The organism is Mesorhizobium sp. dw_380, from assembly GCF_018588885.1.
Taxonomy (GTDB): domain Bacteria; phylum Pseudomonadota; class Alphaproteobacteria; order Rhizobiales; family Rhizobiaceae; genus Mesorhizobium.
The window spans coordinates 27,519-52,318 of the sequence record NZ_JAFFIW010000015.1 but is presented as its reverse complement, the minus strand read 5'-3'; the positions used below and the strand labels follow the sequence as shown (position 1 = coordinate 52,318).

21 protein-coding genes are annotated in these 24,800 nt (G+C 64.1%); 7 read left to right on the top strand and 14 right to left on the bottom strand.

What is annotated here, in order from left to right:
• Window positions 1–59: 59 nt before the first annotated feature.
• Together JT360_RS16770 and JT360_RS16765 are read right to left on the bottom strand one after the other, a co-directional pair.
• On the bottom strand, window positions 60–857 hold the full coding sequence (locus JT360_RS16770) for a 3'(2'),5'-bisphosphate nucleotidase CysQ (protein WP_214472769.1): 798 nt from the start codon (window positions 855–857) through the stop codon (window positions 60–62).
• Entirely contained in the window at window positions 844–2,187 is a 1,344-nt protein-coding gene (locus tag JT360_RS16765) for a TldD/PmbA family protein (protein WP_214472768.1), read from the bottom strand. The genes JT360_RS16770 and JT360_RS16765 overlap by 14 nt, the downstream gene beginning before the upstream one ends.
• A gap of 169 nt (window positions 2,188–2,356) precedes the next feature.
• On the opposite strand from JT360_RS16765, the gene JT360_RS16760 reads away from it, so the two are divergent.
• Window positions 2,357–2,773 (top strand): VOC family protein, encoded by a 417-nt coding sequence (locus JT360_RS16760; RefSeq protein WP_214472767.1) that lies wholly within the window; start codon window positions 2,357–2,359, stop codon window positions 2,771–2,773.
• Between the two features lie 126 nt (window positions 2,774–2,899).
• On the opposite strand, the gene epmA is transcribed toward JT360_RS16760, so the two are convergent.
• Window positions 2,900–3,940, bottom strand: a complete 1,041-nt coding sequence (gene epmA / locus JT360_RS16755; protein ID WP_214472766.1) for an EF-P lysine aminoacylase EpmA — start codon at window positions 3,938–3,940, stop codon at window positions 2,900–2,902.
• A 153-nt stretch (window positions 3,941–4,093) separates the two neighbouring features.
• Here epmA and efp point away from each other — a divergent pair, with 153 nt between their 5' ends.
• Entirely contained in the window at window positions 4,094–4,663 is a 570-nt protein-coding gene (efp, locus tag JT360_RS16750; protein ID WP_214472765.1) for an elongation factor P, read from the top strand.
• A 28-nt stretch (window positions 4,664–4,691) separates the two neighbouring features.
• On the opposite strand, the gene JT360_RS16745 is transcribed toward efp, so the two are convergent.
• From JT360_RS16745 to JT360_RS16725, 5 genes are all read right to left on the bottom strand, one after another.
• The gene (locus JT360_RS16745) at window positions 4,692–5,558 is read right to left on the bottom strand and encodes a patatin-like phospholipase family protein (protein ID WP_214472764.1); all 867 of its coding nucleotides are present in this window, start codon (window positions 5,556–5,558) and stop codon (window positions 4,692–4,694) included.
• A 282-nt stretch (window positions 5,559–5,840) separates the two neighbouring features.
• Window positions 5,841–7,235 (bottom strand): M16 family metallopeptidase, encoded by a 1,395-nt coding sequence (locus tag JT360_RS16740; protein WP_352127637.1) that lies wholly within the window; start codon window positions 7,233–7,235, stop codon window positions 5,841–5,843.
• Window positions 7,235–8,623, bottom strand: a complete 1,389-nt coding sequence (locus JT360_RS16735) for a M16 family metallopeptidase (protein WP_214472763.1) — start codon at window positions 8,621–8,623, stop codon at window positions 7,235–7,237. Before JT360_RS16735 ends, JT360_RS16740 begins: the two co-directional genes overlap by 1 nt.
• A 296-nt stretch (window positions 8,624–8,919) precedes the next feature.
• Window positions 8,920–9,474, bottom strand: coding sequence for a 16S rRNA (guanine(966)-N(2))-methyltransferase RsmD (rsmD, locus tag JT360_RS16730; RefSeq protein ID WP_214472762.1), 555 nt, complete (start codon window positions 9,472–9,474; stop codon window positions 8,920–8,922).
• Window positions 9,471–11,579, bottom strand: a complete 2,109-nt coding sequence (locus JT360_RS16725; RefSeq protein WP_214472761.1) for a pseudouridine synthase — start codon at window positions 11,577–11,579, stop codon at window positions 9,471–9,473. Before JT360_RS16725 ends, rsmD begins: the two co-directional genes overlap by 4 nt.
• Before the next feature lie 241 nt (window positions 11,580–11,820).
• Between JT360_RS16725 and JT360_RS16720 the strand changes: the two genes are divergently transcribed.
• Window positions 11,821–12,270 carry a nucleoside deaminase gene (locus tag JT360_RS16720; RefSeq protein ID WP_214472760.1) on the top strand — a complete coding sequence of 150 codons (450 nt, stop codon included), beginning with the start codon at window positions 11,821–11,823 and terminating at the stop codon, window positions 12,268–12,270.
• A gap of 38 nt (window positions 12,271–12,308) precedes the next feature.
• Here JT360_RS16720 and JT360_RS16715 read toward each other — a convergent pair whose 3' ends face one another.
• The 3 genes from JT360_RS16715 to JT360_RS16705 form a co-directional block, all read right to left on the bottom strand.
• A complete protein-coding gene (locus JT360_RS16715; RefSeq protein WP_214472759.1) occupies window positions 12,309–12,986 on the bottom strand; it encodes a hypothetical protein in 678 nt (225 codons plus the stop codon).
• A gap of 256 nt (window positions 12,987–13,242) precedes the next feature.
• A complete protein-coding gene (gene ileS / locus JT360_RS16710; RefSeq protein WP_214472758.1) occupies window positions 13,243–16,209 on the bottom strand; it encodes an isoleucine--tRNA ligase in 2,967 nt (988 codons plus the stop codon).
• Between the two features lie 288 nt (window positions 16,210–16,497).
• The gene (locus JT360_RS16705; protein WP_214472757.1) at window positions 16,498–17,304 is read right to left on the bottom strand and encodes a MipA/OmpV family protein; all 807 of its coding nucleotides are present in this window, start codon (window positions 17,302–17,304) and stop codon (window positions 16,498–16,500) included.
• A gap of 189 nt (window positions 17,305–17,493) precedes the next feature.
• On the opposite strand from JT360_RS16705, the gene JT360_RS16700 reads away from it, so the two are divergent.
• Window positions 17,494–18,048, top strand: a complete 555-nt coding sequence (locus JT360_RS16700) for an HdeD family acid-resistance protein (protein ID WP_214472756.1) — start codon at window positions 17,494–17,496, stop codon at window positions 18,046–18,048.
• A 1-nt stretch (window position 18,049) separates the two neighbouring features.
• Here the strand turns inward: JT360_RS16700 and JT360_RS16695 are convergent, their stop codons facing one another.
• Complete coding sequence (locus tag JT360_RS16695) at window positions 18,050–19,030, bottom strand: bifunctional riboflavin kinase/FAD synthetase (protein ID WP_214472824.1); 981 nt, start codon at window positions 19,028–19,030, stop codon at window positions 18,050–18,052.
• Between the two features lie 6 nt (window positions 19,031–19,036).
• Window positions 19,037–19,897: a TIGR01459 family HAD-type hydrolase gene (locus JT360_RS16690; protein ID WP_214472755.1), complete on the bottom strand. Its 861-nt coding sequence runs from the start codon at window positions 19,895–19,897 to the stop codon at window positions 19,037–19,039.
• Window positions 19,898–20,252: 355 nt separating this feature from the next.
• On the opposite strand from JT360_RS16690, the gene JT360_RS16685 reads away from it, so the two are divergent.
• Window positions 20,253–22,238 (top strand): TadE/TadG family type IV pilus assembly protein, encoded by a 1,986-nt coding sequence (locus JT360_RS16685; RefSeq protein WP_214472754.1) that lies wholly within the window; start codon window positions 20,253–20,255, stop codon window positions 22,236–22,238.
• A 127-nt stretch (window positions 22,239–22,365) separates the two neighbouring features.
• A complete protein-coding gene (locus tag JT360_RS16680; protein ID WP_214472753.1) occupies window positions 22,366–22,998 on the top strand; it encodes a LysE family translocator in 633 nt (210 codons plus the stop codon).
• Window positions 22,999–23,023: 25 nt separating this feature from the next.
• Here the strand turns inward: JT360_RS16680 and JT360_RS16675 are convergent, their stop codons facing one another.
• Window positions 23,024–23,848 (bottom strand): DUF2189 domain-containing protein, encoded by an 825-nt coding sequence (locus JT360_RS16675; RefSeq protein WP_214472752.1) that lies wholly within the window; start codon window positions 23,846–23,848, stop codon window positions 23,024–23,026.
• 311 nt (window positions 23,849–24,159) lie between these two features.
• Here JT360_RS16675 and JT360_RS16670 point away from each other — a divergent pair, with 311 nt between their 5' ends.
• Window positions 24,160–24,759: a TetR/AcrR family transcriptional regulator gene (locus JT360_RS16670; RefSeq protein ID WP_214472751.1), complete on the top strand. Its 600-nt coding sequence runs from the start codon at window positions 24,160–24,162 to the stop codon at window positions 24,757–24,759.
• Window positions 24,760–24,800: the final 41 nt, after the last annotated feature.

The window sequence follows — 24,800 nt, the reverse complement described above, 5'->3', positions numbered from 1 at the left end:
CGTGAGTTTGTGACAGGTCTAGACCAAAGCCGCCGACTTTGGAACCTTCGAAAATGCTTTCACAGCCCGGCGATGACATCGACGAGCGCCGCCAGCAATTCACCGCTGCCGGCGGCGAGCGCGCCGTGACGGGTGACCTCGCCGGCATAGAGCGGCGCGCGGCCATGCGGATCGAGCAGCTGGCCGCCCGCCTCGCGCAAGATAAGATCGGCGGCGGCGATGTCCCAGTCATGCGCATTCGGCTTGACGAAGGTGGCGTCGAGCGAGCCGTTGGCGATCATCGCCAGGCGGTAGGCGAGCGAGGGACTGTAAGGCGCCCGTGTCAGCCGCTTCTGCCAGTCGGCCGGCACCAGATCGATCAACTGCTTCAGCCCGGAAATTTCAGCCGTGTCCCCAGGCTGGCGCACCGCAATGCGCTTGCCGTTGCGGAACGCGCCCTGACCGGGCAGCGCCCAGTAGGTCTCGTCCAACGCCGGACATTCGAGCACGCCGGCGAGCGTGCGGCCTTGCTCGACGACGGCGACGCTGACGCACCAGGTGCGCTGGCCTTCCAGGAAGCCGCGCGTGCCGTCGATCGGGTCGACGACGAAGGTGCGGCGCGCCGAAAGCCGCACCGGATCGTCGACCGTCTCTTCCGACAACCAGCCATAGTCGGGCCGCGCCGCCAGCAGCGTTTCGCGCAGATAGGCGTCCGCCGCGTGATCGGCTTCGCTGACCGGCGAGGTGCCCCCCTTCATCCAGACTTGCGGACTTTGGCCGAAGTAGCGCATGGCGATGAGACCCGCCTCGCGGGCGGCATCGCGCAGCAGCGGCAGATCGTCGGTGGTACCGGCAGCGGTCAGGTCAAGCTCCGGCAAGGGTCATGCCTTCGATCAGGAGTGTTGGGGCGGCGGTGCCGAAATTGCGGTCGAGGTCATCAGCCGGCACCATGTTGAGGAACATCGTCTTCAGGTTCGAGGCAATGGTGACTTCGGCGACGGGGTAGGAAAGCTCGCCATTTTCGATCCAGAAGCCGGAGGCGCCACGGCTGTACTCGCCTGTCACCATGTCGACGCCCTGGCCGAACACTTCGGTGACATAGAAGCCGGTCTTGAGCGACTTGATCAGGTCCTCCGGCGAGCGTTCGCCCGGCTCGATGGCGAGATTGGTGGAGGACGGCGAAACGGAGGAGCCGCTGCGCGATCCGCGCCCGTTGGTGACGAGCCCAAGCTCACGCGCGGCGGACGTCGACAGGAACCAATGGTTGAGGACGCCCTTTTCGACCATCAACAGCTTCTCGCCCTCGATGCCTTCACCGTCGAACGGGCGCGAGGCCTGGCCGCGCAGCCTGAGCGGTTCGTCTGTGACCGTGATCGCGGCAGCCGCCACCCGCTTGCCCATCATGTCGCGCAGGAACGAGGTCTTGCGCGCGACGGAGGCGCCATTGATGGCGCCGGCGAGATGGCCGGCGATGCCGCGCGCGACACGCGGGTCGAACACAACGTCGACCGGGCCGGTCGCCGCCTTGCGCGCGCCGATGCGGCGCACGGCGCGTTCGCCGGCCTTGCGGCCGATATCTTCCGGCGCATCGAGATCGGCAAAATGCAGGCGCGAGGAGAATTCATAGTCGCGCTCCATGCCGGTGCCCTCGCCGGCAATGACACTGGCGGAACGCGAGAAACGCGAGCCGACATAGTGGCCAAGGAATCCATGCGAGGTGGCCAGCACCAAACCGCCAAGACCGGCACCGGCGCTGGCGCCGGACGAATTGGTAACGCCCTTGACGGCGAGGGCCGCCGCTTCCGCCGCCAATGCCGCCTCTTTCAACTGATCGGCGGAAACTTCGGTGGCGTCGAACAGGTCGAGATCGCGCGTATGTTTCGCAAGCAGCGACGGATCGGCAAGGCCCTGATAAGGATCCTGCGGCGACACTTTCGCCATGGCCACGGCGCGTTCGGCGAGTGCTGTCGGGTCGGATGCTGCTGTGGCCGAGACGCTCGCCACTCTCTGGCCGACGAAGACGCGCAGCGAAACATCCTCGGCCTCCGACGATTCGGTGGCTTCGACCTTGCCGAGCCGCACCGACACGCCGGTGGAACGGCCGCGCACGGCCACTGCGTCGGCGGCATCGGCGCCGGCCTTTTTGGCGGCCTCGACCAGCGCCGCGACGCGATCGGTCAGTTTTGCAGCGTCTGCTATATCGGCCATGCCTGTGATTCCTGCTGTTGCGGCCAGCGTCTGACCGCTGCCCACCCATCTATTGTTCCAGTCCGGCTTGTGCAATGGCATAGGCCTCTATCAAAATGCAGGTTCACGGCTTCCGTCGGGAACCGAGTGAAGCAAAAAACCCTCCCGCAGCTTGCACGGAGCATCTTCGATGACGCCTTTCCATCTCGCCTTTCCGGTCCGTGATCTCGATGAAACCCGCATTTTCTATGGCGAGGTGCTGGGCTGCGCGATCGGCCGCTCCTCGGCGACCTGGGTCGATTTCGATCTCTTCGGCCACCAGATGTCGGCGCATTTGCGGCCACAAGCCGCGCCGGCCGCAAGCGACGGCAAGGTCGATGGCATTTTGGTGCCGATCCCGCATTTCGGCGCAGTGCTGTTGATGGACGACTGGCAGCGCCTGGCGGCACGGCTGGAAGCGCGCGACGACATCGACTGGCTGGAACGGCCAATGGTCCGCTTCAAGGGCGAACCCGGCGAGCAGGCGACACTGTTCATCCGCGATCCCTCGGGCAACGCCTTGGAGTTCAAGGGCTTTCGCTCGCTGGAGCAGGTTTTCGCGCATTGAGGTGGAGCGAGCCCGGACTCAAGACTAGAGCAATTCCAGGAAAAGTGTGAAACGGTTTTCCGTCCGGAATTGCGTCAAGACAAAGAGATAGAGGGTTTCACCGTTTCCGTAAAACGGTGAAACCCTCTAGGCCACCGGCGTCCAGATCACATCCTCGATCTTTTGCGCACCTGTCGCCAGCATCGCCAGCCGGTCGAAGCCGAGCGCGATGCCGCTGGCCTGCGGCATGATGGCAAGGGCAGCGAGGAAATCCTCGTCCAGCGGGTAGCGCTCGCCATAGATGCGCTCTTTCTCATCCATCTCGAGGATGAACCGCCGGCGCTGCTCGGCCGCATCGGTCAGTTCGCCAAAGCCATTAGCAAGCTCGACCCCGCAGCAATAGAGCTCGAAGCGCTCGGCGACGCGCGGGTCGCGCGGGCTCGGCCGGGCAAGTGCGGCCTCGGCGACCGGATATTCGTACAGGATTTTGGCCCGGCCGATGCCGAGATTGGGCTCGATCTTTTCCACCATCACGCGGCTGAACAGGTCGGTCCAGCTATCGTCGGGCGCCGTGCGCAGGCCGGCCTTGATCAAGAGAGCGTAGAGCGCGTCGCGGTCGGTGCTACCATCGGCGGCGACGGTGGCCAGGAGATCGATGCCGGCATGGCGGGTGAAGGCGTCGGCCACCGTCAGCCGCTCGGGCTCGGCGAACGGATCGCAGTCGCGGCCACGAAAGGCAAAACGCGTTGCCCCTGCCCTCGTCGCGGTGAGCACCAGCAGATCAGCGCAATCGCGCATCAGGCTCTCATAGGTCTCGCCCACGCGGTACCATTCGAGCATGGTGAATTCGGGATGGTGCAAGGGACCGCGCTCGCGGTTGCGCCAGACGGCGCTCAGGCTGAAAATCCTGACTTCGCCGGCGGCAAGCAGCTTCTTGCAGGCGAATTCCGGCGAAGTGTGGAGGTAAAGCGGCGAACGCGTGCCGTCCGGCCCGACCGCTTCCGTGGCGAAAGCCGCCAGATGTGCCTCATTGCCGGGCGAGACCTGCAGCGCCGCCGTTTCCACCTCGATGAAATCGTGGCGGGCGAACCAGTCACGCAAGGCCGCCGTGAGGCTGTTGCGCAGTATCAGGCGCGGGCGGCGGTCGGCGTGGACATGCGGCGTCCACCAAGGCGATGCGGCGGTCATGAGCGGATTGAGGGCATGCCGGTTCGCCCCATGTCAGTTCGCCCCATGTCAGTTGGCATTGGGGGCTGGCGGTTCGCGCCAAGATGCGCTAGGCCCCCTTCCAGCGCCGCACAAGCCGGCAAACGCCCGTCAACTCTCGCAGGATAAAAAACCGTGGTGAAAGTCATCGCCAGTTCGCTCCGCAAAGGCAATGTCGTCGACAAGGACGGCAAGCTTTATGTGATCCTCTTTGCCGAAAACATCCATCCAGGCAAGGGCACGCCGGTGACGCAGCTCGACATGCGCCGCATCGGCGACGGGGTGAAGGTTTCGGAGCGCTACCGCACCACCGAACAGGTGGAGCGCGCCTATGTCGAGGAGCGCGAGCACACCTTCCTCTACGCCGACGGCGAAGGCTACCACTTCATGAACCCGGAGACCTACGACCAGGTGGCGGTGTCGGAAGCCGTGGTTGGCGACGCAGCACCTTATCTGCAGGAAGGCATGCCGGTTCAGGTCTCGCAGTTCAACGGCATCGCGATCTCCCTTGTTCTGCCGCAGCGCGCCACCTTCGAAGTGGTCGAAACCGAACCGACGACCAAGGGCCAGACGGCCTCGTCCTCCTACAAGCCGGCAGTACTCTCCAACGGCGTGCGCACCACAGTGCCGCCGCACATCGCGCCGGGCACCCGCGTGGTGGTGATGACGGCGGATGGGGCCTATGTGGAGCGGGCGAAGGACTGAGGTATCGGGAGACGTACCGAGACAAGACTCAGACTGCGTCTCTGCTCCGTTTTGCCCTGGCTTTGGCAGCACGCGCCTCCACCACCCGCTCGACCTCCCGCTTCAGCTCATCCTTGATCGCCACCGTCTCGTTCATCAGCGCGTCGATCTTCAGGAAATCGAGCACGCGGTATTTCGATACCGTCGGGCGGACCAGGATGTGGGGCTGGGTTTGTTTCAGCTTGTTGGCGATGATCGACTGCATCATCAGCTGCGTGGCGCCGAACATCAGATCGACGGAGGTGGGGTGCTTGCGGTCGGCTTCTTCCGGCGCGCCGACCACGTCGACGCCGATGATGATGTCGGCGTCGTTCTCGATCAGGTCGAACGGCACGGGGTTATAGATGCCGCCATCGATCAGCAGCCTTCCGTCGCGCATCACCGGGCGGAACACGGCGGGAATGGCGGCCGAGGCGGCAAGTGCCGAGTGCAGGTCGCCATCGTCGAAGACGGCGAGCTTGTGGCCGAAATAGTCGGTCGCCGTCACTTTCAGCGGGATTTTGAGTTCGGCGAAGCTTTCGGGAATGGCCTCAGGCAGGAAGGCCTTGAGGATGCGCTCGACATTGAACTGGCTGACACGGATGCCGCCCTGCATGGCTTCGGCGATCGTGCCCGGGCGCGCGCGCCACATGCGGCTCGCCACTTCGGCGCGCCGGCCGAGGATCGAGCGGGCATAGTCGTGGATGTCCTTGCCGGTCATGCCGGCGGCCATGCCGGCGCCCATGATGGCGCCGATCGACGAGCCGGCGATCGCCACCGGCCGGATGCCGAGCTCGTCCAGCGCCTCGATGACATGGATATGCGCCAGCCCGCGCGCGCCGCCGCCGCCGAAGGCGATGCCGAAGCTAGGCGCCATTTTTGGTGACTCCTGGCCGCAGGGTAGTCGGCTTGAGCCAACACCCGCTTCCGAACCGCCAATCGTTGCGGTCCGCGCCGCCCCTCACCTGCCTGCCGGCGTCCTCTCCCCGTATAGAGACGGGGAGAGGGGCGCAGTCATCGCCGGCTTCGCCAGTCACCAACGTCGCAAGACAGGCGCCGCCTTCGCGATCAGCCTCCTTCTTCCCGTCACTATACGGGGAGAAGTGCCCGGCAGGGCGATGAGGGGCAGCGCCGACCTTCGGAAGTGACGTGCCGGCTCTCATCCCTTGCCGGCTCCAGCCAGCGGAGGCCCGACGACCATGATGGTCGGCTCGGCCGTCAGCAGCTTTTTCGCCGCCGCCTTGACCTGATCGAGCGTCACCGCGTTGATGTAGCCGGCGCGGCGCTGCATGTAGTCGATGCCGAGATCGTCGAGCTGCAGCTCGACCAGCGTTGCGGCGATGGAATTCGAAGAGTCCAGATTGTTGATGGCGTAGGCGCCGATCAGGTATTTCTTGGTCGCCGCCAGTTCGGCCTCGGTCGGGCCTTCTTCGGCCAGCCGCTTGGCGACGTCGCGCACGATGCCGAGCGTCTCGGCGGCGCGGTCCGAACGGGTGCCGGTGGTGACGATCAGCGCGTCGGCATGGTCCTGGTTGACCAGCGAGGAGTTGACGCTGTAGGCCAGCCCGCGTTTTTCGCGCACCTCCTGGAACAGGCGCGAGGTGAAGGTGCCGCCGCCGAGGATCTCGTTCATCAGCACGGCCGGGAAGAAATCCGCCGCGTTGCGCTTCACGCCCGGCCAGGCGAGCTGCAGCGAGGTCTGCGGCAGGTCGTAGTTGACCTCGACGTGCTGCGCGAGCTTCGGCTCGATATCGGCGACGGGGGCGAGCGCCTGGCTTTGCGGCAGGTCGCCGAACACCATGTCCAGCTTCTTCTTCAGCGTCTCGGCGTCGATGGCGCCGACCACGGCGACATGCAGGCCGCCACGCGCGAACACCGCCTTGTGCAGGGCCCTCAGATCATCCTGCGTGATGGCGGCAATGCTCTGCCTGGTGCCCTGGTCGGAGCGCGAATAGGGGTGGTCGCCATAGACGGCGCGCGCCCATCGGTTCTGCGCCACGGTGTCGGGATCGTTCTCGTTGGCGATGATGCCGGACAGCACCTGGGCGCGGATGCGGTCGATCGGCGGCTGGTCGAAGCGCGGCTCGTTGACCGCCAGCCGCAACAGGTCGAACGCCTCGTCGCGCTGTTCGGCCAGCATGCGCATGGAACCATAGATGCCGTCGCGGCTCTCTTCGAAGCTCATCTCGGCGCCGGCGTCGTCGAGCTTGATCTGGAAGGCTTCACTGTCGAGAGGACCGGCGCCCTCGTCGAACAGGCCGGTCATCAGATTGGCCACACCTTCCTTGCCCGGCGGATCCTGCGTCGAGCCGCCGCCGAAGACGAAACGAATGGAGACCACCGGCACGGAATAGTCCTCCACCAGCCAGGCGGTGATGCCCTTCGACGAGGTGACGGACTGGATCTCCATGGCACGGGCGGCAAGCGCCGGCAGGATGAGGAAGAGAACGGAGAGGAAGAGGGTGGCCAGCGGGACGGCGACGCGCGATCTTACCTTCTCCCCTTGTGGGAGAAGGTAAGGCGCTTTCGCCGCTTCGCGCATGTACATCATCATCAATTCCCCGCCTGTTGCTGCGGCAAGAGATAGCCGGTGGTCGCGCGGGCCAGCACCAGATAACGCGCGGCAACGGCCTTGACCTCGCCCGGCGTGACCTTGCGGATGCGGTCCGGCCATTGCTGCACATCCTGCACATTGCCGCCGGTGGCCAGCGTCGCGCCATAGATGTTGGCCATCGAGTCCTGCTTATCGCGGGCGAAGACCATCGACCTGACATAGCGGTCCTTGGCCTTTTCGAGTTCACCCGGCGTGACGCCGTCGCTGGCGATGAGCGCCACCTCCGCGTCGACCGCGGCTTCGATGTCGGCGAGCTTGGCGTCGCCGCGCGGCGCGCCATAGACGGTGAAATTGGTGTCGTCGAGCATGGTGCCCTGGAAATACGCGCCGGCATTGGAAGCGATGCCTTGCTTGACCACCAGCGCCTGGTAGAGCCGGCTGCGGTTGCCGCCGCCGAGGATCTCGGCCAGCAGGTCGAGTGCTTCGGCCTCGCCCGGCTTGGCCGTGTGGTATGACGGCACCACCCATTGCGTCGAAAAATTCGGGACGCTGACGCGGGCGTCGGAGAGCGTGACCGTGCGCCTGGTGTTCTGCTCGGGCTCAACCGGGCGCACGCGCGGCGGCAAGTCGGGCCCGCGCGCCACCTTGCCGTAGGTCTTCTCGGCCAGAGCCCTGACCGTATCCGGCTCGATATCGCCCGCGACGATCAGCACGGCGTTGTTGGGCCGGTAGTACGTGTTATAGAAGGCGGTGGCGTCGGTGCGGTTGAGCTGTTCCATCTCCTGCATCCAGCCGATAACCGGAATGCGATAGGGCTGATTCTGCCACAGCGTGGCGTCCACTTCCTCGTCGAGCACCGCCTGCGGATTGTTGTCGATGCGCGAGCGGCGCTCCTCCAGGATGACGTCGCGCTCGGTCTTGATGACCTCGTCGGTGAGGATGAGGTTGCGCATGCGGTCCGCCTCGAAACTCATCATCAGTTCGAGCGCCGACGGCGCCACCGTCTCATGGAATGCGGTGTAGTCGTAGGAGGTGAAGGCATTGTTGGAGCCGCCAATGTCGGAGACGGCGCGGTCGAACTCGCCGGCCGCGTGATGGGCCGTCGCCTTGAACATCAGATGCTCGAAGAAATGGGCGATGCCGGATTTGCCCGGCGTCTCGTCGGCGCTGCCGATCTTGTACCAAACCATTTGGGTGACGATCGGCGCGCGGTGGTCGGGAATGACGACCACTTCCATACCGTTGTCGAGCAGGAAATCCGTCACCTTGAACTCGGCCGGCACGGTGTCGGGCAACACAGGGCTCTCGGCCAGCACAGGGTCCGTCACAAAGAAGGCCAGTGACGTCGCCAGCAGCGTCCTGCGCAGCCATTCAACCTTGGATGTCATCAATGGCTCCGGTTTCCTCTGAACGACGATAGGCGGGGTTCATGGACGAGGCAAAGTGAATTGTTGGTCATTTTCGAGGCAGTGCGCTCAGTTCCTCGCCCTCTAAGCGGGGAGAGGTGGCTCGGCGAGCCGAGACGGAGAAGGGGAACGCGCCGACGAGCCAAAGAAAAGCTGGCCTGACCGTCTTGAGAGCCGTCGAGGCTACAGTCTCGATAACCGCCCCCTCTCCGGCCGCTTCGCGGCCACCTCTTCCCCAATAAAGGATTGGTGGGGAGGAGCAGCTAATCGCGATGGCTTCACCCAGCCTCGATGAAGCGGATGATGGTCTCGCCATAATTGCGCTCGTCAAGCACGGAAAAGCCGGGGCCAGGCTCGAATGGAACCGCCGCCGTCTCCTCGACCACGCACAGCGCGCCGGGGCGCAGCCAGCCGCCGGTCTTGGCCGACCGCAGGGCGCGCTCGCCAAGGCCGTTGCCATAGGGCGGGTCGGCGAAGACGAGGCCGAACGGCGCCAGCGTTCCGGCTTCGCCCAACGCCGTGGCATCGCGCCGAAAAATCTTGGTGCGGCCGGTCAGGCCGAAGGCCTCGACATTGTCGCGGATCAGGCCACGGCCCTCGGCCGATTCCTCGATGAAGACGCCATAGGACGCACCGCGCGACAGCGCTTCCAGACCAAGCGCGCCCGTGCCGGCAAACAGGTCGAGCACGCGCGCACCGTCCAACTGCGCCGCGAAGCGATGCGCCAGCACGTTGAAGACCGCCTCACGGGTGCGGTCAGTCGTTGGACGGATGGCGCTGCTGCGCGGCGTCGCCAGCGGACGCCCACGAAACGCACCACCAACGATCCTCATCTTGTCCGGGGACCTTTGGGGCCGCGCGGCCGCTCACCGCCACCGCCGCCGCCCGGACGCTCGCCACGCGGCTTGTCGAACGGTCTTGCGCTCCCCGGTTTGCCACCGGGCTTGCCATAGGATGGCTTGAACGCTGCCTTGCGCGCCTTGGCGTCCGCCGCCTTGGCGGCATCGGCTTCCGCCCTGCCCTTGCCGATCGGCCGGGCACCAGGCGCCATCCAGACATTGGCCTTGCGCTGGTCTGGCGGCTCGATCGGCCGCTGCTCGCGCTCGGATTTCTTGCCGCCGCCGCGCGGCTTGTCGCCGAAGCCGCCACGCGGTTTATCGCCAAAACCGCGTTCCGGCCTCGGACCGCGTTCGCCAAAGCTCTTTTCCGGCCGCGTGCTTCTGTCGGGGCTTGTCGACAGTTTGCCGAGCGCCTCGTCACGGCTGCCTTCCCGGCGCTTGCGGTTCTTGATCAGCCCACCCTCGCCGATCGGCCGGCGCTCGCCGTCGCGCGTGAATTTCGGCCGCTCGGGTTCGGCCTCGCGGATCTCGGTGCGCCGCACCGGTTTGTTGGAAAACGGCTTTGCTATCTCGGCGTCGAAATTGGCGCCGGATTCCTCCACAAGGCGCTCGCCAAGCTGGTCGCGCAGGACGCGACCCTTGATCTCCAGCACATGGCCCTCGGGAAGATCCTCGAGCTGGAAGGGCCCGTAGGAGATGCGGATCAGCCGCGTCACGTCGAGGCCGAGCGCGCCGAGGATGTTCTTGACCTCACGGTTCTTGCCTTCGCGCAGGCCGATCGTCAGCCAGGCGTTGGAGCCCTGCTCGCGGTCGAGGCTCGCCTCGATGGCGCCATAGAAAACACCGTCGACGGCAATGCCTTCGCGCAGGCCGGCGAGCGCGCTTTCCTCGACCTTGCCATGGACGCGCACGCGGTAGCGGCGCAGCCAGCCGGTGGCCGGCAGTTCGAGCACGCGCGACAGGCCGCCATCATTGGTCAGCAGCAGCAGGCCTTCGGTGTTGATGTCGAGCCGGCCAATGGTCATCAGCCGCGGCAATTCGGCCGGCAGCACGTCGAAGACGGTCTTGCGGCCCTCGGGATCGCGATTGGTGGTGACGACGCCGGCCGGCTTGTGGAACAGGAACAGGCGCGTGCGTTCGATCGGCGGGATTTCCATGCCGTCGAGATGGATGATGTCGCCAGGCATTACATTGAAAGCCGGCGAGGCCAGCACCCGGCCATTGACCTTGACGCGGCCGGCGGCAATCAGGTCCTCGGCGTCGCGGCGCGAAGCGAGGCCGGCGCGCGCCAGCCGCTTGGCGATGCGCTCGCCTGCCTCTTCCGTGGCCTCGGCAGGCCGTGGTCGCGGCTTGAAGCCGCCACCCGATGCCCCTTGCGGCCGATCACTGAAATCACGCTTGGGTCTGTCGCCTCCAAAGTCGCGCTTGGGCCTGTCGCTTCCAAAGTCTCGCTTGGGCCGGTCAGCGAAGTCACGCTTCGGACGATCGCCGAAATCACGCTTGGGCCGGTCGAAGCGCCTTTCACCGCCCTCCGCCGAGGCGGCAGCCGGGCGGTCGCCGCGTGGCGCATAGGGCTTGCGCGGTCCTTCGCGCTTCTCATAGGGCTTGCGCTCGCCTTCGGCCGCCATCGGACGGTCGCCGCGCGGTGCGTAGGGCTTGCGCGGTCCTTCGCGCTTCTCATAGGGCTTGCGCTCGCCTTCGGCCGCCATTGGACGGTCGCCGCGTGGCGCGTAGGGCTTGCGCGGTCCTTCGCGCTTCTCATAGGGCTTGCGCTCGCCACCGGCCGCCATTGGACGGTCGCCGCGTGGCGCGTAGGGCTTGCGCGGTCCTTCGCGCTTCTCGTAGGGCTTGCGCTCGCCTTCGGCCGCCATTGGACGGTCGCCGCGTGGCGCATAAGGTTTACGTGGGCCTTTGCTGTAAGGCTTGTCGCCGCCCTTGAAATCGCGCTTCGGGCGCTCGCCCTCGGCGGCCATTGGCCGCGCGCCGCGCGGCGCGTAAGGTTTCTTGGCGCCGAAGGATAGCTTACCGTCGCCTCGCGGAGCCGCAGGTTTCTTGCCCGGGCCTTTTTGGCGCGGAGATTTCTTGTCGTTGTCGTCCATGTGGCCTTTGTCCGTTTGCGCTGCTACAGCGTGGCGCATCCTTTCGGACGCGCAACGAACGCTGTAGCACTTTGATCTGGCGCATGATCTTTTCCGAAAATCGAGTCCGATTTTCGGGTTGATGCGCTCAATAACAGGATCATCAGAGTTTGTCAGGGAAAAGTGGCGACCGGTTTTTCCGGAAAGACAAACGAAAACCAAAAGCCTGGGGTGGCGAGGAGATAATCGGAATGGAAACCGCGTGAAGCGGCCGGATTTCATGGCGCTGGCGCTGAAGGAGGCCGAAGCGGCAGCCTTGCGCGGCGAAGTGCCGGTCGGAGCCGTCATCGCCACCGGCAATACGGTCGTTGCCAGAGCTGGCAACCGCACCCGCGAGCTTGCCGACCCAACAGCACATGCCGAGATGCTGGTGATCCGCGAAGCCTGCGGCAAGCTGGCGAGCGAGCGGCTAGCCGGCCACGATCTCTATGTGACGCTGGAACCCTGCGCGATGTGCGCCGGTGCCATTTCCTTCGCCAGGTTACGCCGTCTCTATTTCGGCGCCGCCGACGAAAAGGGCGGCGCCGTGGTCAACGGCGTACGCTTCTTCGCCTCGCCGACCTGCCATCATGCGCCCGACATCTATGCGGGAATGGCCGAGACCGAAGCGGGCCTGCTGCTCAAAGGATTTTTCAGGGAACGTCGCGACTAAACCGGGCGCTGTGCCCGTCCAATCAACGAAGCCGGCTGTTACAGGGACGGCAACCAGTCGAACCAGCCGCCCTTCTTGCCTTCCGCCTCTTTCTTCAGGCGGCGTTCCTTCTTGTATTCGTCCTCGCCGAGTTCACCCTGCGGGGCCGTGCCGGACGCGACACGGTAGGCCAGCGGTGGCTCGCTCAGATATTTGCGGGTGTTGGGGTCACCCTGCTTGCTGTCAGCAAGACGACGCTGGATTTCGGCGGCGCGGCCCTTATCCGAGTCCGCGGGTGTCCATGCAGGCGGATGGCTCGAGCCTGAGTCCGCCATCGCCTTCTTGACCGAGGCCGGATCGGTCTGCACATCGTCGACGATCTCCGCCTGGTAGGCCGGATCGTTCTGGTGGGCGGTGGCGTCGGCGCGCAGCCGCGCGCGGCGCTGCTCGGGCGATTCGGGCCATTGGGCGTTTGCCGTCTGGATGCTGTCCTGCGGCGCCGGCAGCGCTTCCTTCTGGCCAGGTGCCGGCTTCACCAAGGTGGGACGCGGCTTATAGTCGATCGGGTCCTTGCGCTTCGGCGCGAAGGAAACGGCGCCGGTGAGATCGCCGGCCAGCTGTTCGGCAGCGGTCTTGTCGGTGCCGTAGGTCGGAGAGCCGACGCAGCCACCCAGAGCAAGCCCCGATGCGACAAGCGGCGCCAGCAGCGCAAGGCGCGCATTATATCTCTCGGTCATGCCAAAAAGTCCCACTCTAGACAGCCTCTCGATCGCCACCGGTCCTATGTCCGGTCCCCATCGTCCAGCACTTGCGACGGAATTCCGGCGACAATTTGTCTTCCGGAGTTTCGCGTGTTTACCTCAACCGCCCGTTAAGGGCAACGCACGGGCGGATTTGCACCGCCCGGCGTGGCATTTGTGCACCGATATGCCGGGCATTCTGGCCACGCATGCCATGATCCCAAAACCGCAATGCACTTTTGGGCGACATGCATCAAAGCCGGCCGAGCGCCTTCAACTCATGCAGCACGGCGGCATCTCGCGCCGAGACATCGGGAAATTCCGGATCCTGCCCGACATCGGCCGTGTAGCGCCATGAACGCGCGCATTTGACCAGGCCGCGGTCCTCGGCCTTCTCGACAACCACGGAGACGCCCTTGACATCGTCGAGCGTGAATGCGCCTTCCGGCGCCTGGCCATGGGCAATGACGAGATCGCTGGTGATCGCCATCTCGGCCATGTCGACATCCGATATCGCCGCCTCGAGCGCTGCGTCGTTGATCGTGACCACGGGCACCGCCTCCAGCGAGGAGCCGATGACCTTCTGGGCACGCGCAATCTCGAGCGCGCCGGTGACGACGCGGCGCACCTGCCTGATCTTGCGCCATTTCTCCGCCAGCGCCTCATCCTTCCAATTCGCCGGGATGTCCGGAAACTGGTCGAGATGCACCGACACAGCATCGGGATGACGGTCGAGCCAGGCCTCTTCCATGGTGAAGGGCAGCATCGGTGCCAGCCATTTCACCAGGCAGTCGAAGAGATGGCGAACCACCTGCACCGAGGCCTTGCGCTTCACGCTCGACGGCGCGTCGCAGTAGAGCGCGTCCTTGCGGATGTCGAAATAGAAGGCCGACAGCTCGACCACCATGAAATCGAGCAGCGCGCGGGTGATGCGCTTGAACTCGAAGGCATCGTAACCCTGGCGCACCACCTCATCGAGTTCGGCCAGCCGGTGCAGCATCAGCCGTTCCAGCTCCGGCATCTCTTCCAGCGGCACCTTCTCGCCGTCATCATGGGCGAGCGTGCCCAGCATCCAGCGAATGGTGTTGCGCAGTTTGCGGTAGGCGTCGATATTGGTCTGCAGCACGTTCTTGCCGAGCCGCTGGTCTTCCCAATAGTCCGTCGTCACCACCCACAGGCGAAGGATGTCGGCGCCCGATTGCTTTATGACGTCCTGCGGCACGACAGTATTGCCGAGCGATTTCGACATCTTGCGCCCGTCCTCGTCCATGGTGAAGCCATGGGTGACGACGGTGTCGTAGGGCGCCCTGCCCCTGGTGCCGCAGCTTTCGAGCAGCGAGGAGTGGAACCAGCCGCGATGCTGGTCGGAACCTTCGAGATAGACGTCGGCCGGCCACCTCAGGTCGGGACGGTCCTCCAGGGTGAAGACGTGCGTCGAGCCCGAATCGAACCAGACGTCGAGGATGTCCATCACCTGCCTCCACCGGGAGGCATCGTGATTGCCCAGGAAACGCTCCCTGGCGTTCGCCGCGAACCAGGCGTCGGCGCCCTCTTCCTCGAAGGCATCCATGATGCGCTGGTTGACCGCCTCGTCCTTCAGCACATTGCCGTCCTCGTCGGCGAAGACGGCGATCGGCACGCCCCAGGCGCGCTGGCGCGACAGCACCCAATCGGGGCGCTCCTCGATCATGGCGCGGATGCGATTCTGGCCGGCGGCCGGCACGAAGCGCGTGTCGTCGATGGCCTTCAGAGCGCGGCTGCGCAGCGTCGAGCCGTCGCCGAGGTCCTTGTCCATGTAGACGAACCATTGCGGCGTGTTGCGGAAGATGACCGGCTTCTTCGACCGCCAGGAATGTGGGTAGCTGTGCTTCAAGCGGCCGCGCGCGAACAAAGCGTTGCGCTTGATCAGCTCATCGATGACCGCCTGATTGGCATTGCCTTTCTTGCCGTTGTCGTCGATGACGCGCGCCGCGCCACTCTCGCGGTCCGGGCCGAAGCCCGGCGCGTCCTTGGTGAAAAAGCCGGCGTCATCGACGGTGAACGGGATCGCCGGATCGATGCCGCGCTTAAGCAGCTCGGCCACCGCATCCATCCAGGCGTCGAAGTCCTCGCGGCCATGACCAGGAGCGGTGTGGACGAAACCGGTGCCCGCTTCCTCGGTGACATGGTCGCCGGCGAGCATCGGCACCGGAAATTCATAGCCGCCGCCAAGAGCTCTGAAGGGATGCGAAAGCGTAAGGCTTCCAAGCTCTTGCGCCGGAACGCTGCGGAGGCGATTCAAGATGACCTTGGCCTTCGCCGAGGCGTCTTCGGCCAGTGCATCGGCAAAGATCAGCTTTTCGCCCGGCTGCGGGCCGAAAGCATTCTCGGCCGCGGTAACCTCGTAAAGGCCGTAGCTGATACGCGGCGAATAGTTGACCGCACGGTTGCCGGGGATCGTCCAGGGGGTGGTCGTCCAGATGACGACATGGGCCTGCAACAGATCGAGCGCGCCCTCCGTCAGTTTGGCCGCACCGTCATCGATCGGGCGGACCAGGCTGGCGACAGGAAACTTCACCCAGATCGTGTCCGACTCGTAGTCCTGGTATTCGATCTCCGCCTCGGCCAGCGCGGTGCGCTCGACGACGCTCCACATCACCGGCTTCGAGCCGCGATAGAGCTGGCCCGACATGGCGAATTTCAACAGTTCGCCAGCGATGCGCGACTCGGCATGGAAAGCCATCGTCGTATAAGGGTTCTTGAAATCGCCGATGACGCCGAGCCGCTGGAACTCAGCACCCTGAACCGAGATCCAGTGCGCGGCGAATTCGCGGCATTCCTTGCGGAATTCGTTGACCGGCACTTCGTCCTTGTTCTTGCCCTTGGCGCGGTACTGCTCCTCGATCTTCCATTCGATCGGCAGGCCGTGGCAATCCCAGCCCGGCACATAGTTCGAGTCATAGCCGCGCATCTGGAACGAGCGGGTGATGACATCCTTGAGGATCTTGTTCAGCGCATGGCCGATATGGATGTTGCCGTTTGCGTAGGGCGGGCCGTCATGCAGCACATATTTCGCGCGGCCGGCGGCACTCTCGCGGAGCTTGCGGTAGAGGTCCATGTCCTGCCAGCGCTTGACCAGCACCGGCTCCTTCTCCGGCAAGCCGGCGCGCATCGGAAAATCCGTCCGCGGCAGGTAAAGCGTCTTCGAATAGTCGATCGTTGAATGGTTTTCGTCGGTCATTGGTCTGCCATGTGCGTGCCGGGCCAAGCGGCCAGCGGCGTTGAAGTCTTCGCTTTGACGCATATCGCTTCCCAAAACCGGAGCCACTTTTGGGCGATATGCATTTGATGATCTGGAAAGAGCGCGAGAGGCCGCGCGCAAGATTCCCGGCGGCTCCGACAGCCTTCAGGCTGCCAGGAACACCGGGCTGGTAATTCGTATCGTCGGCGCGTGAAGGCGCGAAAAGCTCGTCATTGCTGGGCTTTTAGCGGAGATACGCGCAGGAATAAAGCGTCTCGTTCGATTCGCCTACATCTTGAAGTCGAAGCGATAGGTGGTCGACACACCGACCATGAACTGGTTGCGGTCGCCGCGCTCCTTGACCAGGCTGGAATCGGCCGCCGGGCCCTCGAGGCGCGAATATTCGCCGAACAGGCTGGCCGTCATCGGATCTGTCACCTTCCACGTCACCGCACCGCCGAGACCGACTGATTTCAAGCCGCCACCGGGATTGTATTCGCTCAGGCCCGAAGCCACGGCTTCCCGCGCATTGACGCCATAATAGGCGTCGAAATAGTTCGCCGAGGCAAAGGACACGCGCGGGCCGCCCGAAATCCTGACGGTTGGCGTCACATCGTAGAAGGCGTCGGCGGCGATATCGGCGACAAAGCCGTTATGGGCACGGATGCCGTGGCGCAGTTCTGCGCGGGCGCGCAGCCAATCCGTCGGATAGAATTCGAAGAAGCCGCCGACCTCGCCGCCCCAGCGGACCGGATCGAGGCCCTTGAGTTCGTCGTCGCTGCTGCGCGAGAACAGGAACTTGCCGGTCAGACCGGCGCGAACGCTGCCATCGTCGACAAGCGCCAGCGAAATGTTGTCGTTGCGCGAGGTGAAGCGTGCCTGGGGACCGGCCTTGCCCAAGGAGATGATGGGCTGGGCGCTAAGCATGTATTTCTTGCCGCCCTCGAAATTCGGCGCGACAAGGCCGGTGGCGCCCACCGTCAGATACCAATCGCCGGACAGCCAGCCGAAAGCGCCGTCACCGGCCTCGGCCGCGCCTGACGTGGCCAGCATGACGGTAGCCAAGGCTGCAGAAATCTTCCCGACCGGACTCATGGCCACTCCACTAACACGATGCAACTGTCCTTCGGTGACAGCATTGAAGAGGCTTTGGTAAAATTTGATTTAAGGACGAGACATCCGGCTCGCATTGCTGGCACCGTCCGGCCCCGCCATCGGCTGGACGCGGATCGGCACAGGGGATAGCTTCGTTCAACACTGGCGGTCCTCAATGGAGGTGGTGACATGACCTTGAACGGCGACACACTGAGGAACGCGATCGGCCAGACGCGGGCAAAGTGGGGATGGTTTGTCGGTCTGGGCGTGCTGCTGCTGATCCTTGGCGGTATTGCCTTCGGCAATCTGTTCATCGCCACGGTGGCTTCAGTCTATGTCGTGGGCTGGCTGATGCTGGTGGCCGGCATCATCGAGATCATGCACGCATTCGGGGTCAAGACCTGGGGCCGCTTCTTCTACTGGCTGCTGAGCGGCCTGCTTTACGCGGTTGCCGGGTTTTTCGCGTTCGACAATCCGCTGCTGGCTTCGGCGGTGCTGACCTTCCTGCTGGCCGTTGCGCTCGTCGCCTCCGGCGCGCTCAGGGCCTGGGTCGGCTACAGTCACCGCCCGGAACGCGGCTGGGGCTGGATCGTCGCGGCGGGCGTCATCAGCGTGCTCGCGGGCCTGATCATCGCCATGGGTTGGCCAGTCAACAGCCTGTGGGTGCTCGGGCTGTTCCTGGCGATCGACCTGATCTTCCAGGGCTGGACCTTCATCGCTGTCGGCCTGGCGCTGAAAGATTAACTTAGAACGCGACGGCGGCGTCGAGCTGCGAAAGCGGCCTGACGCCGGCAAGCAGCGCCCTCGCCTCGGCTTCGTCACGCTTCATCTGCGCGACCAATGCATCGAGCCCTTCGAACTTGATCTCGCTGCGCAGGAAGCCGAAGAACGAGACTTGGCAGGTCTCGCCATAGAGATCGCCGGAAAAATCGAAAACGAAGGTTTCGAGAAGCGGTGCGCCGTTGTCGTCGACGGTCGGGCGGCGGCCGAAGCTGGCGACGCCGTCGTGCAGCGCGCCGTCGGCGCGCCGAAAGCGGACGGCATAGATCCCTTCCTTGAGGGCGGCTTCAGCGGGAAGCCTCATATTCGCGGTCGGAAAGCCGAGGGTTCGTCCGAGTTGCTGGCCGCCCACGACCTTGCTTTCCACCGTGAAGCGATAGCCGAGCAGACCGGCGGCCTCAGTCACCGCGCCATCGCAGAGCAAAACCCGGATCCGGCTTGACGAAACCACCTCGGCGCCCTCGTCCCGAAAGGCGTCGACAAGCGTGACACCGAAGCCATGGCGTTCGCCGGCCGCCATCAGATAGGCCGGTCCGCCCTGGCGGTCCTTGCCGAAATGGAAATCGAAACCGGTCACGGCGTGTGTGATGCCGAGCGTCCTCTCCAGCACGTCGGTAACGAAAGCTTCCGCCGATAGCGAGGCAAAGTCGCGCGTGAACGGCTGCTCGACGAGTGCGGCAAAGCCCAGCAACGAGAGGAGCCGCGCCTTCATCGGCGGCGGCGTCAGCACGAACAAGGGCATGTCGGGCCTGAAGACCGTTCGCGGGTGCGGTTCGAAGGTCAGCACCAGGGCCGGCACGCCACGCCGCGCAGCCTCGGCCAACGCCCGTTCGAGCACCGCCTGATGCCCACGGTGGACGCCATCGAAATTGCCGATCGCGACAACGCCGCCACGCAAATCGGCGGGCAGCGGCGCGGTTGCCGAAAGATGCTGGAAGGCTACCATCGCCACCTACTGCAATCTGGCCATGACGGCCACCGGACGATAGCCGTGCCGTTCCAGGAAGAGCGCGAGCTTTGCCGGATCGGGTCGGGACGCATCGCCGTAGTCGCGGGCATGGATGCCGCCGGAGACATAGAGAACGTCGAAACCATTGTCGGCCGCTCCCTTCACATCGGTCATCATACCGTCGCCGATGGCCAATATACTCGAACGCTCAACCGGCCGGCCAAGAACCTCGGCCACCTCCTTCACCGCGACATCGTAGATCGGCGCATAGGGTTTTCCAGCGATCAGGGTGCGGCCGCCGAGTTGGGCATAGTCGCGCGCCAGGGCGCCAGCGCACCAGATGATCCGTTCGCCGCGCTCCACCATGATATCGGGATTGGCACAGATGAACGGCAGATTCCTGGCGCGCAATCGGCGCAGCAGGTCCGTATAGTCCTCGGGCTTTTCAACCTCGTCATCGAACAGCCCGGTGCAAACGACGCCGGCGGCCTCGAATTCCTCGACGAGCTCGACATCGAGGCCATCATAGAGGGTCAGATCGCGGTCGGCGCCAATGTGGAAGACCTTGCGCGGACCCTCCGCGATCAGGTCACGGGTCACATCGCCCGAGGTCACCACACGGTCGTAGGCAGACAGGGGAACACCGATCACGCTCATCTGAGCCACGACATCAGCGCTGCGGCGAGGCGAATTGGTGATGAGAATTACGGGAATACCGGCTGCCCTTGCTCGTGCCAGCGCCGCCGCGGCCGCCGGAAAATGCCATTCGCCATTGTGCACCACGCCCCAGACATCGCAAAGGATCGCCGAATAGGCTTTCGAGGCGTCTTCGAGCGAGCCGACGATTTCAGGCGAATCCGCCATGCCGTTTCCTTCAATGTGACCGTTGCTAGTGCCGCGGCCGACGGTTCGCCGCAGCGCGTTCGAATTATCCGAACCGGTCCATGCTGTCACCAGCTTTCACCTGGTTGTCTCGCCGATCCATCATGAGCATTGGACTTGGCGACCATGAACTCCGTCCTATTCGTCCACCCCGTGGCTCAGAAACCTTGCCCCGGCAGGCCTTCTGTTTTGAACGGAGGAGGGTCGTGGCCTTTGGATGGTTAGCGGTTGGTGAACCGCCAACCAAGCAATAGAGCGGTTCCCCAAACCCGTCCTTCAGCGTTTTGTGGAAAGCTGGCGACGACCAAGAATCCGCCGGCGGGGGCCGCTGCAAGACATGCATGAAATCTGGCGTCAGTTCCGCCGCGACAGGCGCGGCAACTATGCTCTTATGACGGTCGTGGCCATGGTGCCGCTGATGGGCGGCCTGGCGATCGCGGTCGACTACACGGAAATGAACCGCGAAAAACAGACGGTGTCGAATGCGCTCGACGCCGCCAACTTCGCCACGGCGCGCCGGCTGACGGAAGGCGCGACCGACGATCAGTTGAAAGCCTATGCGCTCGACTTCTTCAACGCCAACCTGAACGATCTCGATCCCGCGAGCGCGACGCTCAACGTGATCTTGCCCAGCAACACCAGCGGTGGCGGCCTGCTCAAGATGACCGCCCGGCTCAACTACAAGCCCTATTTCTATCCTGGCTTCGCCCAGCTCGTCGGCAAATCAGCAACCGATGCGAACCAGAAGATCAGCTTCGACGTCACTTCCGAGGTGCGGCTGAAGAACACGCTGGAAGTTGCCTTGGTGCTCGACAATTCCGGATCGATGACCACGGCTGGAACAGGCTCGCAGCAGAAGCGCATCGATCTTCTCAAGAGCGCGGCCAAACAGCTGGTCGACACCCTTGCCCTGCAGGCGGCGATGATCAAGCAGGTCGACAAGCCGGTGCAGTTCGGCCTCGTGCCATTCGCCGCCTCCGTCAATGTCGGTCCTGGCAACGGCAACGCGTCGTGGATGGACACCGAGGGCCTGTCGCCGGTGTCGAACGAGAATTTCGACTGGTCGACGCTGAATGCGGCCAACAAATACGCCCAGCAGACCAACGGCATCTGGTACAAGCGCGGCACCGGCTGGGGCAGCGAGGAAGGCCAGATGCTGACCCGATTTTCGATCTACCACGACATGAAAGTCGTCACCAACCACGAGCGTGTCGTCAACAGCAAGCGGGTCGTGTGCGACGAATACAATTCGAACAACACCTGCAAACGCAACCACGACGAATATGACTATATCGATTCCTACGGCCCGTTCGCCAGCTGGCAGGGCTGCGTGGAGGCCCGGCCCTACCCCTACAATGTCAACGATGCCCCGCCGTCTGGCGGCTCGGCCAACACCGGCATCGGCGTCGGCAATCCGGCAACGATGTTCGTGCCCATGTTCGCCCCGGACGAACCCGGCAATCATTGGAAGCTCACCCAGGACCCCGACGAAGCGCCACCAGCGACCTACGGCGCGGTGAACAGCTGGTGGAATGACGATCCTTCGAGCAGCAGCGGCCAACCCCGGCTGCGCAATATGGCCAAATATTTCCAGCCGCGGCCGATCGATGCGCCGGCGCTGCCCGCCGGCAACGGTCCGAACTACAGCTGCACCACCAATCCGATCACGCCGCTGACCGATGTCAGCGTCGCCGATGGCGCCACCTCGATCAAGGCCGCGATCGAGCTGATGCAGCCGAATGGCGGCACCAATGTTCCCGAGGGCATGGCGTGGGGTTGGCGCGTGGTTTCGAGCGGCGAGCCGTTCACACAAGGGCGCCCCGAAACAGAAAAAGGCAACGACAAGGTGGTGATCGTGCTGACCGACGGCGCCAACACCTACTATACGCCATCCTCGCTAGGCTATTCAGATCCCGCCAACTCGAAATCGACCTATGCGTCCTACGGCTATCTCAACCCCGGCTACAACGGCACCTCGGTCGGCCGGATGTTCATGGGCACGTCGAACGCCATCGGTCAGTTCGACTATTCGAACGGCAACTACACGAACGCGCTCAACGAGCAGATGGCAACGCTTTGCAACAACGCCAAGGCGGCCAACATCATGGTGATGACGGTCGCGCTCGACCTGTCGACGACCAAGGCCAGCGACAAGCTGGCGATCGATGCGCTGAGATCCTGTTCGTCGGATTCGCGCTTCCGAAAGGATCCGACGGACGCGAGCAAGCCGGCGAAGCTGTTCTGGAACGCGACCGGCGCCAGCCTGTCGAACGATTTCAAGGAAATCGGCAACGAACTGTCGAACCTGCGGGTGGTCGGTTAACTCAGCCAGGACGGCTTGTCTGGCTCAATGGCTGGCGACGCCAAGCCCTTGCGGGCGCCTGCCGTGACGGGCAGATAGTGGCCGCTCGCGAGATCGCCCATCCATCGCGGCAGCTTGGGGACGAACAATGCCCGACACCGCCAATCATATCGCCTTCGCGCTGGTCTGCCTCGGCATGGTGCTGACGCCAGGCCCGAACATGATCTACCTGATCTCGCGTTCGCTGTCGCAAGGGCCGAAGGCCGGACTGATCTCGCTTAGCGGGGTTGCGGTCGGCTTCCTGTTTTATGTGCTGTCGGCGGCGTTCGGCATCACCGCACTGCTGCTCGCCGTCCCCTTCGCCTATGATGCGTTGCGCTTTGCGGGCGTGCTCTATCTCTTGTGGTTGGCATGGCAGGCCGTGAAGCCTGGCGGGCGCTCGCCATTCCAGGTGCGTGACCTGCCGAAAGACCGGCCACGCAAGCTGTTCGCCATGGGCCTGATGACCAATCTGCTCAATCCGAAGGTGGCGGTGCTCTATTTGTCGCTGCTACCGCAGTTCATCAGCATCGGCAAAGGCCATGTCCTGTCGCAGCTGCTGGTTCTGGGCGCGACGCAGATCACGATCAGCCTGACCGTCAATGCCGTCATCGCGGTGACGGCCGGCTCCATCGCCGCGTTCCTCGCAGGGCGGCCATTGTGGCTGGTCATCCAACGCTGGATGATGGGAACCGTACTGACGGCGCTGGCGCTGAAGATGGCGACCGACGCGCAGCGCTGAGAGCTTCTTCTTCCGAAAGCTCGGGTTACATCGGCCGTCTTGTCTGCTGCGCCCTCTCCGGCTCGACTACCTTGCGGTAGAGGTGCCAGGTGGCATGGCCCAGGATCGGCATCACGACGGCCAGTCCGGCAAACAGCGGGATCGAGCCGATCACCAGAAGCACGGCGACCAGCAGTCCCCACAGCGCCATCTGCAGCGGATTTGCCATCACCGCTCGAGCCGAGGTCTCGACTGCCGAGACGGCGCCGACATCACGGTCGAGCAGCAGCGGAAAGGCGATCACCGTCGTGGCCAGCACCACCACGGCAAACACCAGACCGGCCGCATTGCCGAGCAGAATCAATGTCCAACCCTTGCTGGTCGTCAGCACATCGCGGACAAAGGCGGAGATCGAAGCCGGCGGCTGATTGCCGAACAGGCCGGTGTAGATCGATTGCGCGGTGAACAGCCACAACAGGAACAACGCGAACAGCATGATGCCAATGACCGCGATCGAAGGCAGTGCCGGAGAGTGACGGACATCGAAGGCATGCCGCCAGTTGGTGTTCATGCCGAGCTCGCGGCGGCGGCTGATTTCGTAGAGCCCGATCGCCGCGAACGGTCCCACCAGAGCGAAACCCGACATCAAGGGATAGACGAGCTGGATGGCGTTGGAACCCGACGACCACCGGGCAAGGATCAGGCCGACAATCGGGTAGATCAGGCACAGGAACACGTAGTGCGACGGCTTTGCCCAGAAATCCTCGGCGCCGAGCCGCAGCGCATCCCAAAGGTCTGATATGGTGATGTGGCGCACCGTGGGCTGCACATGCATTCCACGCGCATCCGCCATGACATGAAAGCTGGCCATAAGCTTCCTCCCGTTTGTCGGGACGGTCACCACCGTGATGGCCGCCCATAGCTGCCATTAGTAGATGTGACAGCATAGCCGATTTGCCAGGGGTTGTCGCCAAATCGATGATTCCGGACAGGTCATCACGGGATTGTCATCCCAGTCCGGCGAGGCCAATTTTGCTGTTGCAGCGAGTTGATGCCGCCGCGACGCGCTGTTCCGTCCGGGTCGCAGGCTCGGCGGGCCGTTGTCGCGGCCCCCTCAGTCCTATGCTCGTCGGTCGCGCCGCATGGGCTTGACAGCCATCCTACCAGAAGGTAGACAGAGGCATGAGCAACTTGTCCACCACCTCTGACGAGATTCTGGCTTGCGCGCGTTCTCTGATCGTCGCTGGCGGCTACAACGGCTTCAGCTATGCTGACATTTCCGATGTGGTCGGGATTCGCAAGGCGAGCATCCATCACCATTTCCCAAGCAAGGTCGATTTGGTCCGAACGCTGGTTGCGCGATATCGGGAAGAAGCTGAAGCGGGGATGGCGAATCTCGAACGTCAGGTATCCGGTCCGCTCGAGCAGCTTCGGCTCTACGTCGGGTATTGGGAAGCCTGCATCACCGACGCAAGCGCTCCGTTCTGCGTCTGCGCACTGCTGGCAAGCCAGCTCCCCGTCCTGCCCGAGGAAGTTGGCCTGGAGGTCCGGGCGCATTTCCGCTCCCTGTCAGCGTGGCTGACATCCGTGCTGGAGCGCGGGGCGCGGCACGGCCAATTTCAACTGATGCGTACCCCTCGTGCCGAGGCTGAAGCGTTCATGGCGACGGTTCACGGCGCGATGCTTTCGGCGCGGGCCTATGGCGATCCAAAGATATTTGGCGTCGTGACCGGCCCGCTCTTGGAGCGGCTCGCTCCGGCTTCCCTCCAGATACGGTCCTAGGTCCCCGAACAACCATTGCGGTGCTCCCGTCACATTTGCCG